Here is a 16,170-nt window from a genome sequence, read left to right as displayed (position 1 = left end):
CGCGTCTCCGGCTCCGTCCTCCGTCCTCCGGCTCCGGCTCCGGCTCCGGAGAACGGTCCGGACGGCCCCGCGGGACGGCCCGGGCGTCAGGGGGCGAGGAAACTGGCGACGACGCCGATGACGACGAGGATCGCGAGGAACGAGCCGAGGACCAGGAGCAGCTTCTTCTGGCCGTTCTGCGGGTTCGGGTCGAGGACTGGCATGGGGCCAGTCTCGCATCCCCGGCGCGGTGACCCGGTGCGGGGGCGCGCTCAGCGCGCCGTCTCCTCCTCCACCGTGCGGGGGCGGCCGGCCAGGTAGCCGAACACGGTCTGCGGCACCATGAGGGCGGCCATCAGCCCGATCGGGAGCCCCCAGCCGCCGCTGTGCTGGTAGAGCACACCGACCAGCAGCGGCCCCGGGATGGAGATCAGGTAGCCGGTGCTCTGGGCGAAGGCCGACAGCTGGGCGACGCCGGGGCCGGTCCGTGCCCGCATGCCGACCAGGGTCAGCGCGAGCGGGAAGGCGCAGCCGGCGATGCCCAGCAGCAGTGCCCAGGCCCAGGCGCCGGCGGCCGGGGCGAAGTGGAGACCGGCGTACCCGGCGAGACCGCTGGCGCCGAGGACGAGCACGATCGGGCCCTGGTGGGGCAGCCGGGTGGCGAGCCGGGGTATGACGAAGGCGAGCGGTACGCCCATCACCATGGTGACGGCGAGCAGCAGCCCGGCCGTGCCGGCGGGGACACCGGCGTCCCGGAAGATCTGCGGCATCCACCCCATGGTGATGTAGGCGGCGGTGGCCTGGAGCCCGAAGAAGACGGCCAGTGCCCAGGCGGTGGGGCTGCGGGAGATACGCGGCGGGGCCGCCTCCGCGCGGGGGCCGGGCACGGAGGCGGACGCCGCCCCGGCAGACGCCGCCCCGGCAGACGCCGCCCCGGCAGACGCCGTCCCGGCGGACACCGCCCCGGCGGGAGGGGCCCCGGCAGCCGCGGCCCCCGACGGTGCGGCCGCCTTTCCGGCTCCCGCCGTCCCCGGAGCGCCGGCGCCCGTCCGGCCCCGGCCGCGGCGGCCGGAGGCGTCCGGGCCGTCGGCCCGGACGAACGCGAGCCACGGCAGGACGGCCGCGGCGGCGAGGGCGGACCACAGGACGAGTCCGGACCGCCAGTCCCCGCCGAGCAGGTCGGTCACCGGCACGGTGACGGCGGCGGCAGTCGAGGTGCCGAGGGCGAGCGCCATGGAGTACAGGCCCGTCATGGTGCCGATCCGGTCCGGGAACCAGCGCTTGACGATGACGGGCATCAGGACGTTGCTGACGGCGATGCCCATCAGGGCCAGGGCGGTGGCCGCGAGGAACCCGGCCGTGCCGCCCGCGAACGGGCGGACGAGCAGGCCGGCGGCGATGGCGGCCATGCCGCCGCACACCACGGCGCCGGGCCCGAAGCGGCGGGCGAGGCGCGGAGCGGTGACGCCGAAGACGGCGAAGCACAGCGGGGGCACGGAGGTCAGCAGTCCGGCCACGCTGCCGCTCATGCCGAGCGCCGCGCGGACCTCCTCGAGCAGCGCGCCGAGACTGGTGATGGCGGGCCGCAGATTGAGGGCGGCGAGGACCACGGCCACGACCAGCAGGCGGGCGGTCCACCCGCGCGGGCGGGAGGACGCGTCCGGCGGCCCGGGCGTCCGGGACGGCGGTGCGGGTCGGGATCCGGCCGGTGTGTCTCCGGTCGTCGTGGACGCGAGCGTCCGGGTCTCTTCGCCAGCCATGGGACCCATCATAGAATCATGGGATGATTTCCCGTCCAGCGTCGGGCCGCCCGCCCGGCGGTCCCGCTGTGCGAAGGTGAACCATGCCCCTGAGCCATCCGCGTCGTGCGGCCCTGTCCGAGCAGGTCATCGCCGCCCTGCGCGCGCAGATCACCACGGGTGAGTGGCCGGTCGGCTCCCGGATCCCGACCGAGCCGGAGCTGGTCGAGCAGCTCGGGGTGGCCCGGAACACGGTCCGCGAGGCGGTCCGCGCCCTCGCGCACAACGGCCTGCTGGACATCCGCCAGGGGTCGGGCACCTACGTGGCGGCGACGAGTGAACTGGCGGGCGTCATGCACCGCCGGTTCGCCGACGCCGATCCCCGGCACGTGGCCGAACTGCGCTCCACGCTGGAGTCGTCCGCCGCGCGGCTGGCCGCCGAGCGGCGGACGGAGAAGGACCTCAAACAGTTGGACACCCTGCTGCTGCGCCGCGAGGAGGCGTGGGAGTCGGGCGAGGCCGAGGCGTTCGTGGCGGCGGACGCCACGTTCCACCTGGCGGTGGTGGCGGCCTCGCACAACGACGTGATGACCGCGATGTACGCGGACCTGGGCGAGGTGCTGCGGGACTGGCTGCGCGGCGACGTGGGCCCGGAGCTGTCCCCGGAGACACACATGGAGCACGGGAGGCTGGTGGACGCGATCCGCGCCGGGGACGCCGCGGCGGCGGCCGAGGTGGCCGCCGCCTATCCGCTGGCGTGCCGGCCGGGCCGGATCACGGCTCCGTCCTCCGGTGGCTGACCCAGGCGGAGCCGACCTCCTTCCAGCAGCGGCCGGTCAGGCGCACGGTCTGGGCCGGCCCGGCGGCCACCGGGGCGCTGTCGGCGTCGAGGTCCCACCACCGGACGCACTCCACGTGCAGACTCACACGGTCGGTGACGGGATAGGGGTTGTGGCAGTACGCGGTCACGCTGGAGCCGTCGACACGGATCCGGCACTCGGCACCGAACGGATCGTCCGCGGCCGGCCGGTCCGTCACCGGCTGCGCGGGGCGCGTGCGGGTGTGCGGGAACGCCTCGTACGGCAGGGCCAGGACGAGGGCGGCGGCAAGGGTCGCTGAGGCCAGGCGGTACACGCGCACAACGGGACCTCCTCGGCGTGGCTGGGGAGGGGAAAGCGCGACGGACGTGTCCTCCACGGTGCCCGGTCCCCGGCGCCCCGCGCCCGGATTGGTGGGCCGTTCGGGTGAACGGGACGGATGGCCGCGGGCGCCTCACGAGCGGCCTTCGGCACCGTCCGCGGCAGCACGGCAGGCGGCGTTCCGGCGACCGCCACGCGGCCCAGCGACACGGCGGCATGGCGGCACAGCAGCATGGCGGCACAGCGGCACGGGCAGCGCAGCACGGGGCCCCCGGCCGCCCCGGCGGGACCGGAGCGCCACGCCACGGGACACGGCTCGGGACCGGAGCACCACGGGACACGGCCCGGGACCCGGAGCGCCGCCGGACACGGCGCGGGCCCGCACCCACCGTGGGGTGCGGGCCCGCGCGCCGTGGACGGCCGGGGGACCGTGCGCGGTCCCCTCCGGATCAGGCGCCGACGGCGTGCAGACCGCCGTCGACGTGCACGATCTCACCGGTGGTCTTGGGGAACCAGTCGCTCAGCAGGGCGACGACACCGCGGCCGGCCGGCTCCGGGTCCTTCAGGTCCCACTCCAGCGGGGCACGGGTGTCCCACACGGAGGCCAGCTCGCTGAAGCCCGGGATGGACTTGGCGGCCATGGAGCCGATCGGGCCCGCGGAGATGAGGTTGCAGCGGATGTTCTGCTTGCCCAGGTCGCGCGCCATGTAGCGGTTGGTGGCCTCCAGGGCGGCCTTGGCCGGCCCCATCCAGTCGTACTGCGGCCAGGCGTACTGCGCGTCGAAGGTGAGGCCGACGACGGAGCCGCCGTTCTGCATCAGCGGCAGGCAGGCCATGGTCAGCGACTTCAGGGAGAAGGCGGAGACGTGCATGGCGGTGGACACCGACTCGAACGGCGTGTTGAGGAAGTTGCCGCCGAGCGCGTCCTGCGGCGCGAAGCCGATGGAGTGCACCACGCCGTCGAGGCCGCCCAGTTCCTCGCCGACGACGTCCGCGAGACGGCCCAGGTGCTCGTCGTTGGTCACGTCGAGCTCGATGACCTTGGTGGGCTCGGGCAGCTTCTTGGCGATGCGCTCGGTCAGGGTCGGCCGCGGGAACGCGGTCAGGATGATCTCGGCGCCCTGCTCCTGGGCCAGCTTGGCGGTGTGGAAGGCGATGGAGGACTCCATCAGGACACCGGTGATCAGGACGCGCTTGCCCTCGAGAATTCCGCTCATGTCGTTCAGTGACCCATTCCCAGTCCGCCGTCAACGGGAATGACGGCTCCAGTGATGTACGAGGCGTCGTCGGAGGCGAGGAACCGCACCGTCGCGGCGACCTCCTCCGGCTGCGCGTACCGGCCGAGCGGCACCTGCGACACGATCTTCGTGCGCTGTTCCTCGGTGAGCACCTTCGTCATGTCGGTGTCGACGAAGCCGGGCGCCACGACGTTGAAGGTGATGTTGCGCGACCCCAGCTCACGGGCGAGGGAGCGCGCGAAGCCGACCAGGGCGGCCTTGGAGGCGGCGTAGTTCGCCTGCCCCGCGGAGCCCGCCAGGCCGACGACCGAGGAGATGAGCACCACGCGCCCCTTCTTGGCGCGCAGCATGCCCCGGTTGGCCCGCTTCACGATGCGGAACGTGCCGGTGAGGTTGGTGTCGACGACGGAGGTGAAGTCCTCCTCGGACATGCGCATCAGGAGCTGGTCCTTGGTGACGCCGGCGTTGGCGACGAGGACCTCGACCGGGCCGTGCTGCGCCTCGATCTCCTTGTAGGCCTGCTCCACCTGCTCGGGGTCGGTGATGTCGCAGCGGACCGCGAGGAAGCCGGCCGGCGGCTCACCCGAGCGGTACGTGATGGCGACCTGGTCGCCGGCGTCGGCGAATGCACGGGCGATGGCGAGGCCGATGCCCCGGTTGCCTCCGGTGACGAGAACCGAGCGGCTCAACGGATCACCCTTTCGATAGCGGTCGGATTCCCCCGCCCGAACACCTGGATGACAGGCGGCTTCCCCGAAAACCTATCGGTCGGGAGGTGCCCCGGGACATTCGGGCACCGACAGTGGCGCTCGTGGCCTCCTGTCGGGTTCCTACAGTCCGGACGGACGGTGAGCGGGCGCTCCGGCGTCCCGGGCCGCCCGCCGCGCCCGGCTCCGGGCCCCTCGCTCCGGCCCGGTACGGGTGCGGCCGGCCCCGGTCGGGCCGTGCCGAGCGGATCCGATCCGTCCGGGCGCTCCGGGCGCTCCGGGAGCTCCGGGAGTCCGGAGCGCGGGGGCGCGAAGGCGCACGGAACGGCGCGTGGAAGCCCCACAGGGGGCGGCACGGGCTCCGGCGGCCCGGGCCGTGCGGCATGATTCACTGCCCGTGACGGTCAGGCCGGCGCGCACCGAAGGGAAACCCACCCGTGCCCCATGAAGTCGATCAGTCGTTCCTGGCGCTGCCGCTGCGCCCGCTCGCCGACGCCGCGCTGGCCCGCGCGCGCTCGCTCGGGGCGGAGCACGCCGACTTCCGGCTGGAACGGGTGCGCAGCGCGTCCTGGAGCCTGCGGGACGCCCGGCCCGCCGGGACGTCGGACACCACCGACCTCGGGTACGCGGTGCGGGTGGTGCACGGCGGGGCCTGGGGGTTCGCCTCCGGGGTGGACCTGACGCCCGGCGCCGCCGCGAAGGTCGCCTCGCAGGCGGTGGCGATGGCGCAGCTGTCCGCGCGGGTGGTCCGGGCGGCGGGGGCGGGGCCGGGCGGCCCGGTGGAACTGGCGGAGGAGCCGGTGCACGCGGAGAAGACCTGGGTGTCGTCGTACGACGTCGACCCGTTCTCGGTGCCGGACGAGGAGAAGGCCGGGCTGCTCGCCGAGTGGAGCGCGCGGCTGCTGGCGGCGCCCGGGGTCGACCACGTGGACGCCTCGCTGCTCACCGTGCACGAGAACAAGTTCTACGCCGACACCGCCGGGACCGTGACCACGCAGCAGCGGGTCCGGCTGCACCCGTCGTTCACGGCCGTGTCGGTGGACGACTCCAGCGGGGAGTTCGACTCCATGCGCACCCTGGCGCCGCCCGTCGGGCGCGGCTGGGAGTACCTGACCGGGACCGGCTGGGACTGGGACGAGGAGCTGGCGCGGCTGCCGGAGCTGCTCGCGGAGAAGATGCGGGCGCCGAGCGTGGAGCCGGGCCTGTACGACCTGGTCGTCGACCCGTCCAACCTGTGGCTGACCATCCACGAGTCCATCGGGCACGCCACGGAGCTGGACCGGGCGCTCGGCTACGAGGCGGCGTACGCCGGCACCTCGTTCGCCACCTTCGACCAGCTGGGCAGGCTGAAGTACGGCTCCGAGCTGATGAACGTCACGGGCGACCGCACCGCCGAGCACGGGCTCGCGACGATCGGCTACGACGACGAGGGTGTCGAGGCCCAGTCCTGGGACCTGGTGAAGGACGGCACGCTGGTCGGCTACCAGCTCGACCGGCGGATCGCGAAGCTGACCGGCTTCGAGCGGTCCAACGGGTGCGCGTTCGCGGACTCCCCCGCACACGTGCCGGTGCAGCGGATGGCGAACGTGTCGTTGCGGCCCGATCCCGCCGGGATGTCCACGGAGGACCTGATCGGCGGTGTGGAACGGGGCATCTACGTGGTCGGGGACCGGTCGTGGAGCATCGACATGCAGCGCTACAACTTCCAGTTCACCGGCCAGCGGTTCCACCGCATCGAGAACGGGCGGCTGGCGGGTCAGCTGCGGGACGTGGCCTACCAGGCGACGACGACCGACTTCTGGGGCTCCATGGCGGCGGTCGGCGGTCCGCAGACGTACGTGCTGGGCGGGGCGTTCAACTGCGGCAAGGCGCAGCCGGGGCAGGTCGCGGCGGTCTCGCACGGCTGCCCGTCGGCCCTGTTCCGGGGCGTCAACATCCTCAACACGACTCAGGAGGCCGGTCGATGAGCGGGCGCACGAGCAAGCCGCACGAGATCGTCGAGCGCGCCCTCGCGCTGTCCCGGACCGACGGGTGCGTGGTGATCGCCGACGAGCGGTCGACGGCCAATCTGCGCTGGGCGGGCAACGCGCTCACCACGAACGGGGTCACGCGCGGGCGCACCCTGACCGTGGTGGCCACGGTGGACGGCAGGGAGGGCACCGCGTCCGGGGTCGTGTCGCGGTCCGCCGTGACCGCCGACGAGCTGGAGCCCCTGGTGCGGGCGGCCGAGGCGGCGGCGCGCGGGGCCGGTCCGGCGGAGGACGCCCGGCCGCTGGTCGCCGGGGTGCCCGCGTCCGCGGACTTCACCCAGGCGCCCGCCGAGACCTCATCGGCGGTGTTCACGGACTTCGCCCCGGCGCTCGGGGAGTCGTTCGCCCGGGCCCGGGCGGGCGGGCGTGAGCTGTACGGGTTCGCCCACCACGAGGTGGTGTCCAGCTACCTCGGCACGTCGACGGGCCTGCGGCTGCGGCACGACCAGCCGAACGGGACGCTGGAGCTGAACGCCAAGTCGCCGGACCGCACCCGGTCGGCGTGGGCGGGCCGCTCCACCTGCGACTTCACGGACGTGGACCCGAGGGCGCTGGACGCGGAACTGGCGGTGCGGCTGGGCTGGGCCGAGCGGCGCCTGGAGCTGCCCGCGGGCCGGTACGAGACGCTGCTGCCGCCGACCGCGGTGGCGGACCTGCTGATCTACCAGCTGTGGTCGGCCTCCGGACGGGACGCGGCCGAGGGCCGCACGGTGTTCTCCGCCCCCGGCGGCGGCACCCGCATCGGTGAGCGGCTCACCGGTCTGCCGCTGACGCTGCGCAGCGACCCGCACGAGCCGGGGCTGCAGTCGGCGCCGTTCGTGCTGGCGCACTCCTCCGGGGGCGACCGCTCGGTGTTCGACAACGGGCTGCCGCTGGCGGCCACCGAGTGGGTGCGCGAGGGCGAGCTGAGGCACCTGACCACCAGTCGGCACAGCGCGGAGCTGACCGGGCTGCCGGTGACGCCGGGGATCGACAACCTGATCCTGGAGGGGGGCCGGGACCGCTCGCTGGAGGAGATGGTGGCGGACACCCGGCGGGGGCTGCTGCTGACCTGCCTGTGGTACATCCGCGAGGTGGACCCGGCGACGCTGCTGCTGACCGGCCTGACCCGGGACGGCGTCTACCTGGTGGAGAACGGCGAGGTGACCGGCGAGGTGAACAACTTCCGGTTCAACGAGTCGCCGGTGGACCTGCTGGGCCGGGCGGCCGAGGCGGGGCGGACGGAGAAGACGCTGCCCAGGGAGTGGAGCGACTGGTTCACCCGGGCCGCGATGCCCGCGCTGCGCATCCCCGATTTCAATATGAGCTCGGTCAGCCGGGGCGTATAACCTCGTAGGCGTCCGCGTCCGGCCGCCGGCCGGGCGCGCGGAGCCGAGCACCCTCGGCGCCCTTCTTCCGGCATCACCTAGGAGACACGAGAACCGTGACGGACATCGTCGACGAGCTGCAGTGGCGCGGGCTGTTCGCCCAGTCCACCGACGAGGACGCATTGCGCAAGGCGCTCGCGGACGGTCCCGTCACCTTCTATTGCGGCTTCGACCCGACCGCGCCGTCCCTGCACGTGGGGCATCTGGTGCAGGTGCTCACCCTGCGCCGGCTCCAGCAGGCCGGGCACCGGCCGCTGGCGCTCGTCGGCGGGGCCACGGGCCAGATCGGCGACCCGCGGCCGACCGCGGAGCGCACCCTGAACTCGCCGGAGACGGTCGCGGGCTGGGTGGAGCGGCTGCGCCGGCAGATCGAGCCGTTCCTGTCCTTCGAGGGCGAGAACGCGGCCGAGATGGTCAACAACCTGGACTGGACGCAGAACCTGTCGGCCATCGAGTTCCTGCGGGACGTCGGCAAGCACTTCCGCGTCAACAAGATGCTGACGAAGGATTCGGTCGCCCGGCGGCTGGAGTCCTCCGAGGGCATCAGCTACACCGAGTTCAGTTACCAGCTGCTGCAGGCCATGGACTTCCTCCAGCTCTACCGGAGGTACGGCTGCACGCTCCAGCAGGGCGGCAGCGACCAGTGGGGCAACCTCACGGCGGGCCTGGACCTGATCCACCGGCTGGAGCCGGACGCCACGGTGCACGCGTACGCGACGCCGCTGATGACGAAGGCGGACGGCACCAAGTTCGGCAAGACCGCGAGCGGCGCCGTCTGGCTGGACCCGGAGATGACGACGCCGTACGCGTTCTACCAGTTCTGGCTGAACGTGGACGACCGGGACATCTCGGGCTACATGCGCATCCTGTCCTTCCGGTCCCGTGAGGAGCTGGAGGAGCTGGAGCGGCAGACCGAGGAGCGGCCGCAGGCCCGGGCCGCGCAGCGTGCGCTGGCCGAGGAGCTGACGACGCTGGTGCACGGCGCGGACCAGACGGCCGCCGTGATCGCCGCCTCGAAGGCGCTGTTCGGCCAGGGCGAGCTGGCGGAGCTGGACGAGCGCACGCTGGCCGCAGCGCTCTCCGAGGTGCCGCACGTCCGGGTCGCGGAGCCCGCCCCGGTGGTGGACCTCTTCGCGGAGGTCGGCCTGGTGGCCAGCAAGTCGGCCGCGCGGCGCACGGTGAAGGAGGGCGGCGCCTACGTGAACAACGTGAAGGTCGCCGCCGAGGACGCCGTCCCCGCGCGGGAGGACCTGCTGCACGGGCGCTGGCTGGTGCTGCGCCGGGGCAAGAAGAACCTGGCGGCCGTCGAGGTCACGGCCGGCTGATCCCGGTCGGCCGGGGGGCGGTTCCCACGGGGACCGTCCGCCCCGGCCGCCCCCCGGGGACGGGTCAGGCTCCCCGGGTCCCGTGCTTCCTGCGCTGCATCGCGTTGTAGATCATCTCCACGAGGAGCACGACGACGATGGCCGCGCCCAGCTGGAAGATGTGCCGCCCCCAGTCGATGCCCCGGGTCTCCTCGATCCCGAAGCCCCGTGCGATGGCGTTGCCGACGACAGCGCCGATCATGCCGCAGATGGTCGCCAGCCACAGCGGGATGTGCTGCTTGCCGGGGATCACCGCCTTGGCGAGCAGGCCGAGCACGAATCCCACGATGATCGCCCACAACCAGCCCATGGCTGCCTCCTCGTACGGCTTGACGCGAGCATTACGGCCAGTGTCGGCCCGGAGCGGGTGCACCGCATGCCGGGCGGCGCCGTCCGCGCGACGGAGCGGCCCCCGGCGGGCGGACCGGGGCGCGCCCCGGTGGCGGCCCGGCGGCCGCGCGGGCGTAACGTGGTGGGTGTCCGGGCCCGGTGTCCCCGATCGGTCGCGGAGCGGTCAGGGACGGGGAAGTCTCGTACGGGCGGGTGGTGGATGACGATGCGGAAGCAGCATGGCCCCGAGGTGTTCCGGATCACCGGCGCCCGGGCGGGACTCCAGGACGACGTGCGGGGACGGCAGCGCCGGTACGTGATCTCGATGACCATCCGTACGATCTCGGTCATCCTCGCCGCGGTGCTGTGGAACGTGGAGAAGCACGTCGCGATCGTGGCGCTGGTCCTCGGCGCGCTGCTGCCGTACATCGCGGTGGTGATCGCCAACGCGGGCCGGGAGAACGCCCCCTCGTTGCCGTCGACCTTCGTGACCACGCCGATGCGGCCCATGATCACGCCGCCGCCCGGGGAGGACGGCGACACGCGGGACACGGACGCGCGGGCCGCGGCGGAAGCGGGTGCGGAGCGTCCCGAAGGGCCGTGACCGCCGGGTACGGACGGGTGAGCGGCGGGAGCGGAAGCAGGTTCTGCGCCAAGCTCAAGAAAAGCTCAGATCAATCATGCTGTTCCGGTGCCGGTGCCGGGGTGACCCGTGACATACTTCGTACGCGCTCCGCATCCCCCGTCGGAGCGACGGACCGACGCCGGGCAGCTCCCCCCGTGGCTGCTCGGCGTCGCCTTTTCCGGGGGACGGCCGCCCGGTCCGGAAGCCGCCGCGGGGCCGGGTTAGGGTCGCGGTGTGATGGTCCCCGATCCCGAGACGCCGATCTGTTCCGCCAAGGGCTGCCGGAGCGCGGCCGCCTGGGTGCTGGCCTGGAACAACCCGAAGCTGCACACGCCGGAGCGGCGCAAGACGTGGCTCGCCTGCGAGGAGCACCGGGAGCACCTGTCGCAGTTCCTGGGCGTGCGGGGGTTCCTGAAGGACGTCGTCCCCTTCGCCGAGTGGCAGGCCCGGGAGGTCTGAGCGCTACCGGGGCCGGTCGTTCGGGGCTCAGCCGCCGATGGCGGACATCGGCCGGTCCGGCTGGACGAAGGAGGGGTCGTCCAGGCCCGCGCCGGCCTTCTTGCCCCACATGGCCTGCCGCCAGACACGGGCGATCTCCTCGTCCGGGGCGCCGGAGCGCAGGGCGGCGCGCAGGTCGGTCTCCTCGGTGGCGAACAGGCAGGTGCGGACCTGCCCGTCGGCGGTGAGGCGGGTGCGGTCGCAGGCGGAGCAGAACGGGCGGGTGACGGAGGCGATGACGCCCACGCGGTGCGGGCCGCCGTCGACCAGCCAGCGCTCGGCGGGTGCGGAGCCGCGGGCCTCGGCGCCCTCGGGGGTCAGCTCGAAACGGGTGCGCAGGGAGGCGAGGATGTCCCCCGCCGTGACCATGCCCTCGCGCTTCCAGCCGTGCTGGGCGTCCAGCGGCATCTGCTCGATGAACCGCAGTTCGTAGTCGTGCTCCACGGCCCAGGCGAGCAGGTCGGGCGCCTCGTCGTCGTTGAGTCCGGGCATGAGCACGGAGTTGACCTTCACGGGGGTCAGACCGGCCTCGCGGGCCGCGTACAGGCCGTCGGTGACGTCCTGGTGGCGGTCGCGGCGGGTGAGGCGCTTGAAGACGTCCGGGCGCAGGGTGTCCAGGGAGACGTTCACCCGGTCCAGGCCCGCCCGCTTCAGGGCGCCGGCGGTGCGGCGCAGGCCGATGCCGTTGGTGGTGAGGGAGATCTGCGGACGGGGCTCCAGGGCGGCGACCCGTTCGACGATGCCGACCAGGCCGGGCCGCAGCAGGGGCTCGCCGCCGGTGAAGCGGACCTCCTCGATGCCGAGGGCGGTGACGGCGACGCCGACCAGGCGGACGATCTCGTCGTCGGTGAGCAGGTCGGGCTTGGCGAGCCACTGCAGGCCCTCCTCGGGCATGCAGTAGGTGCAGCGCAGGTTGCACCGGTCGGTGAGCGAGACCCTCAGATCGGTGGCCACTCGGCCATAGGTGTCGATGAGCACGTGGGCCCCCTCCCTCGACGCGGATCGCTGACATCCCGTACCTGCGAGCGTACGTGACGGCACCGACGGGCCACAGCCGCCCGATGCGACGAGAACGACGACGGCCGCGTCGTGGGGACCTGGAGGTTCCTACGACGCGGCCGTTTGGCGGGGTGGATCAGTGGGCGCCGGTTCCGGTGAGGGACCGGACCTCCAGCTCCGCGTACTTCTCGGTGTCCGGCTGCTCCTTGGAGAGCACGGTGCCGAGCCAGCCGAGCAGGAAGCCGGCCGGGATGGAGATCAGGCCCGGGTTCTTCAGCGGGAACCAGGAGAAGTCGACGTCGGGGAACATCGACGTGGGGTCGCCGGAGACGACGGGCGAGAACAGCACCAGGCCGACGGCGATGACGAGACCGCCGTAGATCGACCACAGCGCGCCCTGGGTGGTGAACCGCTTCCAGAACAGGCTGTAGAGGATGGTCGGCAGGTTGGCCGAGGCGGCGACCGCGAACGCGAGCGCGACCAGGCCGGCCACGTTCAGGTCGCGGGCGAGGGCGCCCAGGGCGATGGAGACGACACCGATGAGGACGGTGGCCAGACGGGCCGCCCGCATCTCCTCCTTCTCGGTGGCCTTCCCCTTGCGGATGACGTTGGCGTAGATGTCGTGCGCGAAGGAGGAGGACGAGGCCAGGGTGAGGCCCGCGACCACGGCCAGGATGGTCGCGAAGGCGACCGCCGAGATGGTGGCGAGCAGGATCGCGCCCCAGGTCGAGTCGACGCCGCCGAGGTGCAGGGCGAGCAGCGGGGCCGCCGTGTTGCCGGACGGGTTGGACTCGATGATCTCGGTGCGCGAGATCAGGGCCGCGGCGCCGAAGCCGAGGGCGATGGTCATCAGGTAGAAGCCGCCGATGATGCCGATGGCCCAGTTGACGGACTTCCGGGCGGCCTTGGCGTTGGGCACCGTGTAGAAGCGGATCAGGATGTGCGGCAGGCCGGCGGTGCCGAGCACCAGGGCGATGCCGAGGGAGATGAAGTCCAGCTTGGTGGTGCCGCTGGCGCCGTACTGCAGGCCGGGCTCCAGGAAGGCGGCGCCCGCTCCGCTGTTCTCGGCGGCCTTGCCGAGCAGGTCGGAGATGTTGAAGTTGAACTTCAGCAGGACCAGGAAGGTGATCAGGATGGTGCCGCCGATGAGCAGCACGGCCTTGATCATCTGCACCCAGGTGGTGCCCTTCATGCCGCCGATGGACACGTAGACGATCATCAGGACGCCGACCAGGGCGACGATGAGGATCTTGCCGGCGTCGGAGGTGATGCCGAGCAGCAGCGAGACGAGGACGCCGGCGCCGGCCATCTGGGCGAGCAGGTAGAAGATCGACACGACGATGGTCGAGGTGCCGGCGGCGGTGCGCACCGGGCGCTGGCGCATGCGGTAGGCGAGGACGTCGCCCATGGTGTAGCGGCCGGAGTTGCGCAGCGGTTCGGCGACCAGCAGCAGCGCCACCAGCCAGGCGACCAGGAAGCCGATGGAGTACAGGAAGCCGTCGTAGCCGAAGAGGGCGATGGCGCCGGCGATGCCGAGGAAGGACGCGGCGGACATGTAGTCGCCGGAGACGGCGAGCCCGTTCTGGAAGGCGCTGAACTGGCGCCCGCCGGCGTAGAAGTCGGAGGCGCTCTTGGTCTGGCGCCCGGCCCAGACGGTGATGCCGAGGGTGGCGACGACGAACAGCGCGAAGAGGGTGATGATCAGGCCGCGGTGTTCGCTGGCCTCGTTCGCGGCGAGGGTGACGTGGGCGATCGAGGGGCTCATGCGCCGCCCTCCATACGGGTCTTGATGGCTTCGGCCTTCGGGTCGAGCTTGGCGGCGGCGTGGCGGGAGTACCACCACGCGATGAAGAAGGTGGTGGCGAACTGCAGGATGCCGAAGACGAAGGCGACGTTGATGTTGCCGAACAGCTCGGTGCCCATGAAGCCGCCCGCGTAGTTCGACAGCAGGACGTACAGCAGGTACCAGGCGATGAAGGCGACGGTCAGCGGGAACGCGAAGGAGCGGTGCGTGCGGCGCAGTTCGGCGAACTCCGCGCTCTGCTGAACCTCGGTGAACTCCTCCGGCGTCGGGAGTCTGGTCTCTGCTGTCGAGGGGGGCGGTGCTTCGGCGGCCACGGAGTCTCCTCGCGATCGTGCGGTCCGACAGGGACGGAGGCGAGTGTCCTCGCGCTCCCTGCCCAAGGGCACGGCGCCCGGCCGGGGGTGGTTCAAACGGGTTCTGCTTCTTTCCGGCCGACGGCTTCCGGCCGGGCGGACGAGGGCGGGCGCGGAGGCCGGGGCACGGGCGCGGGGGCACGGGCGCGGGGGCACGGTCACGGGGGCCGGGGCACGGGCGGCGGCCGGGCCGCCGGGGCGGGAACGGCCCCCGGGCGGCGCGTCCCCGGACGCCGGCGCCGCGGGGCCGGCACGGCGAGGGTGTCCGGGGACGGAGAGGGCCGTCCGGGGGACCGCACGGGACCCTCCGGGACATTCGGGCGCGGACTGTGAAGACCTTGAGGGAAAACGTTGCTGGCCCGAGACCTCGCGGGATAGCTTCACCCTGCACAACCCGTCATGTACCTGCCCGAGCACCACCTGTGTCTCGGGCAGCTTCCGTTCCGGATGATGTGGAGACCCCATGGCTCATCTGCGTTCCAGACGCCGGCTCGCCCTCGCCGTGCCCGTCGCGCTGTCGCTGACCGCCTCGCTCGGCTTCCTGCCGGCGGCGGCCTCGGCCGCCGAGCGGACCGCGTCGACGGCGGAGCAGGCGACGGACGCGCCCGCCTTGGCGTACGTCGTCAACACCAAGGTGGACCGCCGCACGATCGCATCGGTGGAGAAGGCGATCGCCAAGGCCGGCGGGAAGGTCGTGGTCACCCACGACAGGATCGGTGTCATCGTCGTCCATTCGGCGAACCCGGACTTCGGCACGGAGATACGCAAGGCCCGGGGTGTGCAGTCGGCGGGTGCCACCCGCACCGCGCCCCTGACCCCGGCCGGCACCACCGACGTCGGCGCGGCCGAGTACGTGACGGCCGCGGACGCCGCGCGCATCGGGGCCGCCTCGGCGAAGACGCCGGGCAGCGAGCCGCTCGAGGCCGACCAGTGGGACCTGAGGGCGATCGGCGCCGACAAGGCCGCGAAGATCAACCCGGGCAGCGGCAAGGTGACCGTCGCCGTCATCGACACCGGCGTCGACGACACCCACCCGGACCTCGCCCCGAACTTCTCCGCCTCCCAGTCCGCCAACTGCGTCGGCGGCGTGGCGGACACCAGCGAGGGCGCCTGGCGCCCGTACACGGACGAGGACTACCACGGCACCCACGTGGCCGGTGAGATCGCCGCCGCCCGCAACGGCATCGGCGTGGCCGGTGTCGCGCCGGGCGTGAAGGTGTCCGGCATCAAGGTGAGCGACCCGGACAACGGCCTCTTCTACCCGGAGAACGTCGTCTGCGCCTTCGTGTTCGCCGCCGACCACGGCGTGGAGATCACGAACAACAGCTACTACGTCGACCCGTGGCTGTACAACTGCAAGGACGACCCGGACCAGAAGGCGATCCTGGACGCGGTCAACCGCGCCCAGCTGTACGCCCAGCGCAAGGGCACCCTGCACGTGGCGTCCGCCGGCAACTCCAACCACGACCTGGCCTCGGACGCGATCGACGACGCCTCCAGCCCCAACGACACCACTCCGGTCGAGCGCACCATCGACCCGAGCGAGTGCCTGGACCTGCCGACCCAGCTGCCGGGCGTGGTCACCGTCAGCGCGACGGGCGTGGACAACCTGAAGTCCTACTACTCGACCTACGGCCACCGGGTCGTGGACGTGGCCGCGCCGGGCGGTGACCGCCGCTACCAGCTGCCGGACACCCCGTCGAAGGACGGCCGCATCCTGTCCACCATGCCGAACGGGCAGTACGCCTTCCTCCAGGGCACGTCGATGGCCTCGCCGCACGCCGCCGGCGTCGCCGCGCTGCTGAAGTCCAAGCACCCGTGGGCCCCGCCCGCCGTGATCCAGGCGCTGCTGAAGGCCCAGGCGGACAACCCGGGCTGCCCGGACTCCTACGACCAGGACGGCGACGGCACGCAGGACGCCACCTGCGAGGGCGGCAAGCGTGTCAACGGCTTCTACGGCTACGGCATCGTCAACGCGCTGCGCGCCGTGAAGTAGGG

Annotated in this window: 16 protein-coding genes; 7 read left to right on the top strand and 9 right to left on the bottom strand. The window is 72.7% G+C overall.

Annotated features, from left to right (window positions below; translation table 11 throughout):
- Positions 1-86: 86 nt before the first annotated feature.
- Together ACSU53_RS24650 and ACSU53_RS24645 are read right to left on the bottom strand one after the other, a co-directional pair.
- Complete coding sequence (locus tag ACSU53_RS24650) at positions 87-203, bottom strand: SGM_5486 family transporter-associated protein (protein ID WP_437031085.1); 117 nt, start codon at positions 201-203, stop codon at positions 87-89.
- A 48-nt stretch (positions 204-251) separates the two neighbouring features.
- Positions 252-1,739 carry a CynX/NimT family MFS transporter gene (locus ACSU53_RS24645; protein ID WP_437031083.1) on the bottom strand — a complete coding sequence of 496 codons (1,488 nt, stop codon included), beginning with the start codon at positions 1,737-1,739 and terminating at the stop codon, positions 252-254.
- Between the two features lie 83 nt (positions 1,740-1,822).
- Here ACSU53_RS24645 and ACSU53_RS24640 point away from each other — a divergent pair, with 83 nt between their 5' ends.
- Entirely contained in the window at positions 1,823-2,518 is a 696-nt protein-coding gene (locus ACSU53_RS24640; protein WP_437031081.1) for a FadR/GntR family transcriptional regulator, read from the top strand.
- On the opposite strand, the gene ACSU53_RS24635 is transcribed toward ACSU53_RS24640, so the two are convergent.
- From ACSU53_RS24635 to fabG, 3 genes are all read right to left on the bottom strand, one after another.
- Positions 2,493-2,858 carry a hypothetical protein gene (locus tag ACSU53_RS24635; protein WP_437031079.1) on the bottom strand — a complete coding sequence of 122 codons (366 nt, stop codon included), beginning with the start codon at positions 2,856-2,858 and terminating at the stop codon, positions 2,493-2,495. The two genes, ACSU53_RS24640 and ACSU53_RS24635, sit on opposite strands and share 26 nt — an antisense overlap.
- A gap of 448 nt (positions 2,859-3,306) precedes the next feature.
- Positions 3,307-4,074: an enoyl-ACP reductase FabI gene (gene fabI / locus ACSU53_RS24630; protein ID WP_437031077.1), complete on the bottom strand. Its 768-nt coding sequence runs from the start codon at positions 4,072-4,074 to the stop codon at positions 3,307-3,309.
- A 5-nt stretch (positions 4,075-4,079) separates the two neighbouring features.
- The gene (gene fabG, locus ACSU53_RS24625) at positions 4,080-4,784 is read right to left on the bottom strand and encodes a 3-oxoacyl-[acyl-carrier-protein] reductase (RefSeq protein WP_362088824.1); all 705 of its coding nucleotides are present in this window, start codon (positions 4,782-4,784) and stop codon (positions 4,080-4,082) included.
- Between the two features lie 455 nt (positions 4,785-5,239).
- Between fabG and ACSU53_RS24620 the strand changes: the two genes are divergently transcribed.
- The 3 genes from ACSU53_RS24620 (at position 5,240) to tyrS (ending at position 9,524) form a co-directional block, all read left to right on the top strand.
- On the top strand, positions 5,240-6,769 hold the full coding sequence (locus ACSU53_RS24620; RefSeq protein WP_437031075.1) for a TldD/PmbA family protein: 1,530 nt from the start codon (positions 5,240-5,242) through the stop codon (positions 6,767-6,769).
- Positions 6,766-8,160 (top strand): metallopeptidase TldD-related protein, encoded by a 1,395-nt coding sequence (locus ACSU53_RS24615; RefSeq protein WP_437031073.1) that lies wholly within the window; start codon positions 6,766-6,768, stop codon positions 8,158-8,160. The genes ACSU53_RS24620 and ACSU53_RS24615 overlap by 4 nt, the downstream gene beginning before the upstream one ends.
- A gap of 95 nt (positions 8,161-8,255) precedes the next feature.
- Positions 8,256-9,524, top strand: coding sequence for a tyrosine--tRNA ligase (gene tyrS, locus ACSU53_RS24610; protein WP_437031071.1), 1,269 nt, complete (start codon positions 8,256-8,258; stop codon positions 9,522-9,524).
- Positions 9,525-9,588: 64 nt separating this feature from the next.
- On the opposite strand, the gene ACSU53_RS24605 is transcribed toward tyrS, so the two are convergent.
- Positions 9,589-9,873, bottom strand: coding sequence for a GlsB/YeaQ/YmgE family stress response membrane protein (locus ACSU53_RS24605; protein WP_437031069.1), 285 nt, complete (start codon positions 9,871-9,873; stop codon positions 9,589-9,591).
- 246 nt (positions 9,874-10,119) lie between these two features.
- Between ACSU53_RS24605 and ACSU53_RS24600 the strand changes: the two genes are divergently transcribed.
- Positions 10,120-10,497, top strand: coding sequence for a DUF3099 domain-containing protein (locus tag ACSU53_RS24600; RefSeq protein WP_437031067.1), 378 nt, complete (start codon positions 10,120-10,122; stop codon positions 10,495-10,497).
- Positions 10,498-10,755: 258 nt separating this feature from the next.
- Complete coding sequence (locus ACSU53_RS24595; RefSeq protein ID WP_437033381.1) at positions 10,756-10,977, top strand: hypothetical protein; 222 nt, start codon at positions 10,756-10,758, stop codon at positions 10,975-10,977.
- A gap of 27 nt (positions 10,978-11,004) precedes the next feature.
- Here the strand turns inward: ACSU53_RS24595 and moaA are convergent, their stop codons facing one another.
- The 3 genes from moaA to ACSU53_RS24580 form a co-directional block, all read right to left on the bottom strand.
- The gene (gene moaA, locus ACSU53_RS24590) at positions 11,005-11,994 is read right to left on the bottom strand and encodes a GTP 3',8-cyclase MoaA (RefSeq protein WP_437031065.1); all 990 of its coding nucleotides are present in this window, start codon (positions 11,992-11,994) and stop codon (positions 11,005-11,007) included.
- A gap of 157 nt (positions 11,995-12,151) precedes the next feature.
- Positions 12,152-13,780, bottom strand: a complete 1,629-nt coding sequence (locus ACSU53_RS24585; protein ID WP_437031063.1) for a solute symporter family protein — start codon at positions 13,778-13,780, stop codon at positions 12,152-12,154.
- Positions 13,777-14,133 (bottom strand): DUF485 domain-containing protein, encoded by a 357-nt coding sequence (locus ACSU53_RS24580; RefSeq protein ID WP_437031061.1) that lies wholly within the window; start codon positions 14,131-14,133, stop codon positions 13,777-13,779. Before ACSU53_RS24580 ends, ACSU53_RS24585 begins: the two co-directional genes overlap by 4 nt.
- A gap of 502 nt (positions 14,134-14,635) precedes the next feature.
- Here ACSU53_RS24580 and ACSU53_RS24575 point away from each other — a divergent pair.
- Positions 14,636-16,168, top strand: a complete 1,533-nt coding sequence (locus ACSU53_RS24575) for a S8 family serine peptidase (protein WP_437031059.1) — start codon at positions 14,636-14,638, stop codon at positions 16,166-16,168.
- Positions 16,169-16,170 lie beyond the last annotated feature (2 nt).

This window comes from Streptomyces sp. enrichment culture (assembly GCF_964273255.1).
In the GTDB taxonomy this organism is placed as follows: domain Bacteria; phylum Actinomycetota; class Actinomycetes; order Streptomycetales; family Streptomycetaceae; genus Streptomyces.
The sequence above is the reverse complement of the archived record's forward strand: the minus strand, read 5'-3'. Positions and strand labels throughout refer to the sequence as shown.

Bases quoted from the DNA above. Each gene is read 5' to 3' on its own strand.
- ACSU53_RS24650 (WP_437031085.1), bottom strand. From the start codon at position 203: ATGCCAGTCCTCGACCCGAACCCGCAGAACGGCCAGAAGAAGCTGCTC.
- ACSU53_RS24645 (WP_437031083.1), bottom strand. From the start codon at position 1,739: ATGGCTGGCGAAGAGACCCGGACGCTCGCGTCCACGACGACCGGAGAC.
- ACSU53_RS24640 (WP_437031081.1), top strand. From the start codon at position 1,823: ATGCCCCTGAGCCATCCGCGTCGTGCGGCCCTGTCCGAGCAGGTCATC.
- fabI (WP_437031077.1), bottom strand. From the start codon at position 4,074: ATGAGCGGAATTCTCGAGGGCAAGCGCGTCCTGATCACCGGTGTCCTG.
- ACSU53_RS24615 (WP_437031073.1), top strand. From the start codon at position 6,766: ATGAGCGGGCGCACGAGCAAGCCGCACGAGATCGTCGAGCGCGCCCTC.
- ACSU53_RS24605 (WP_437031069.1), bottom strand. From the start codon at position 9,873: ATGGGCTGGTTGTGGGCGATCATCGTGGGATTCGTGCTCGGCCTGCTC.
- ACSU53_RS24600 (WP_437031067.1), top strand. From the start codon at position 10,120: ATGCGGAAGCAGCATGGCCCCGAGGTGTTCCGGATCACCGGCGCCCGG.
- ACSU53_RS24595 (WP_437033381.1), top strand. From the start codon at position 10,756: ATGGTCCCCGATCCCGAGACGCCGATCTGTTCCGCCAAGGGCTGCCGG.
- ACSU53_RS24585 (WP_437031063.1), bottom strand. From the start codon at position 13,780: ATGAGCCCCTCGATCGCCCACGTCACCCTCGCCGCGAACGAGGCCAGC.
- ACSU53_RS24575 (WP_437031059.1), top strand. From the start codon at position 14,636: ATGGCTCATCTGCGTTCCAGACGCCGGCTCGCCCTCGCCGTGCCCGTC.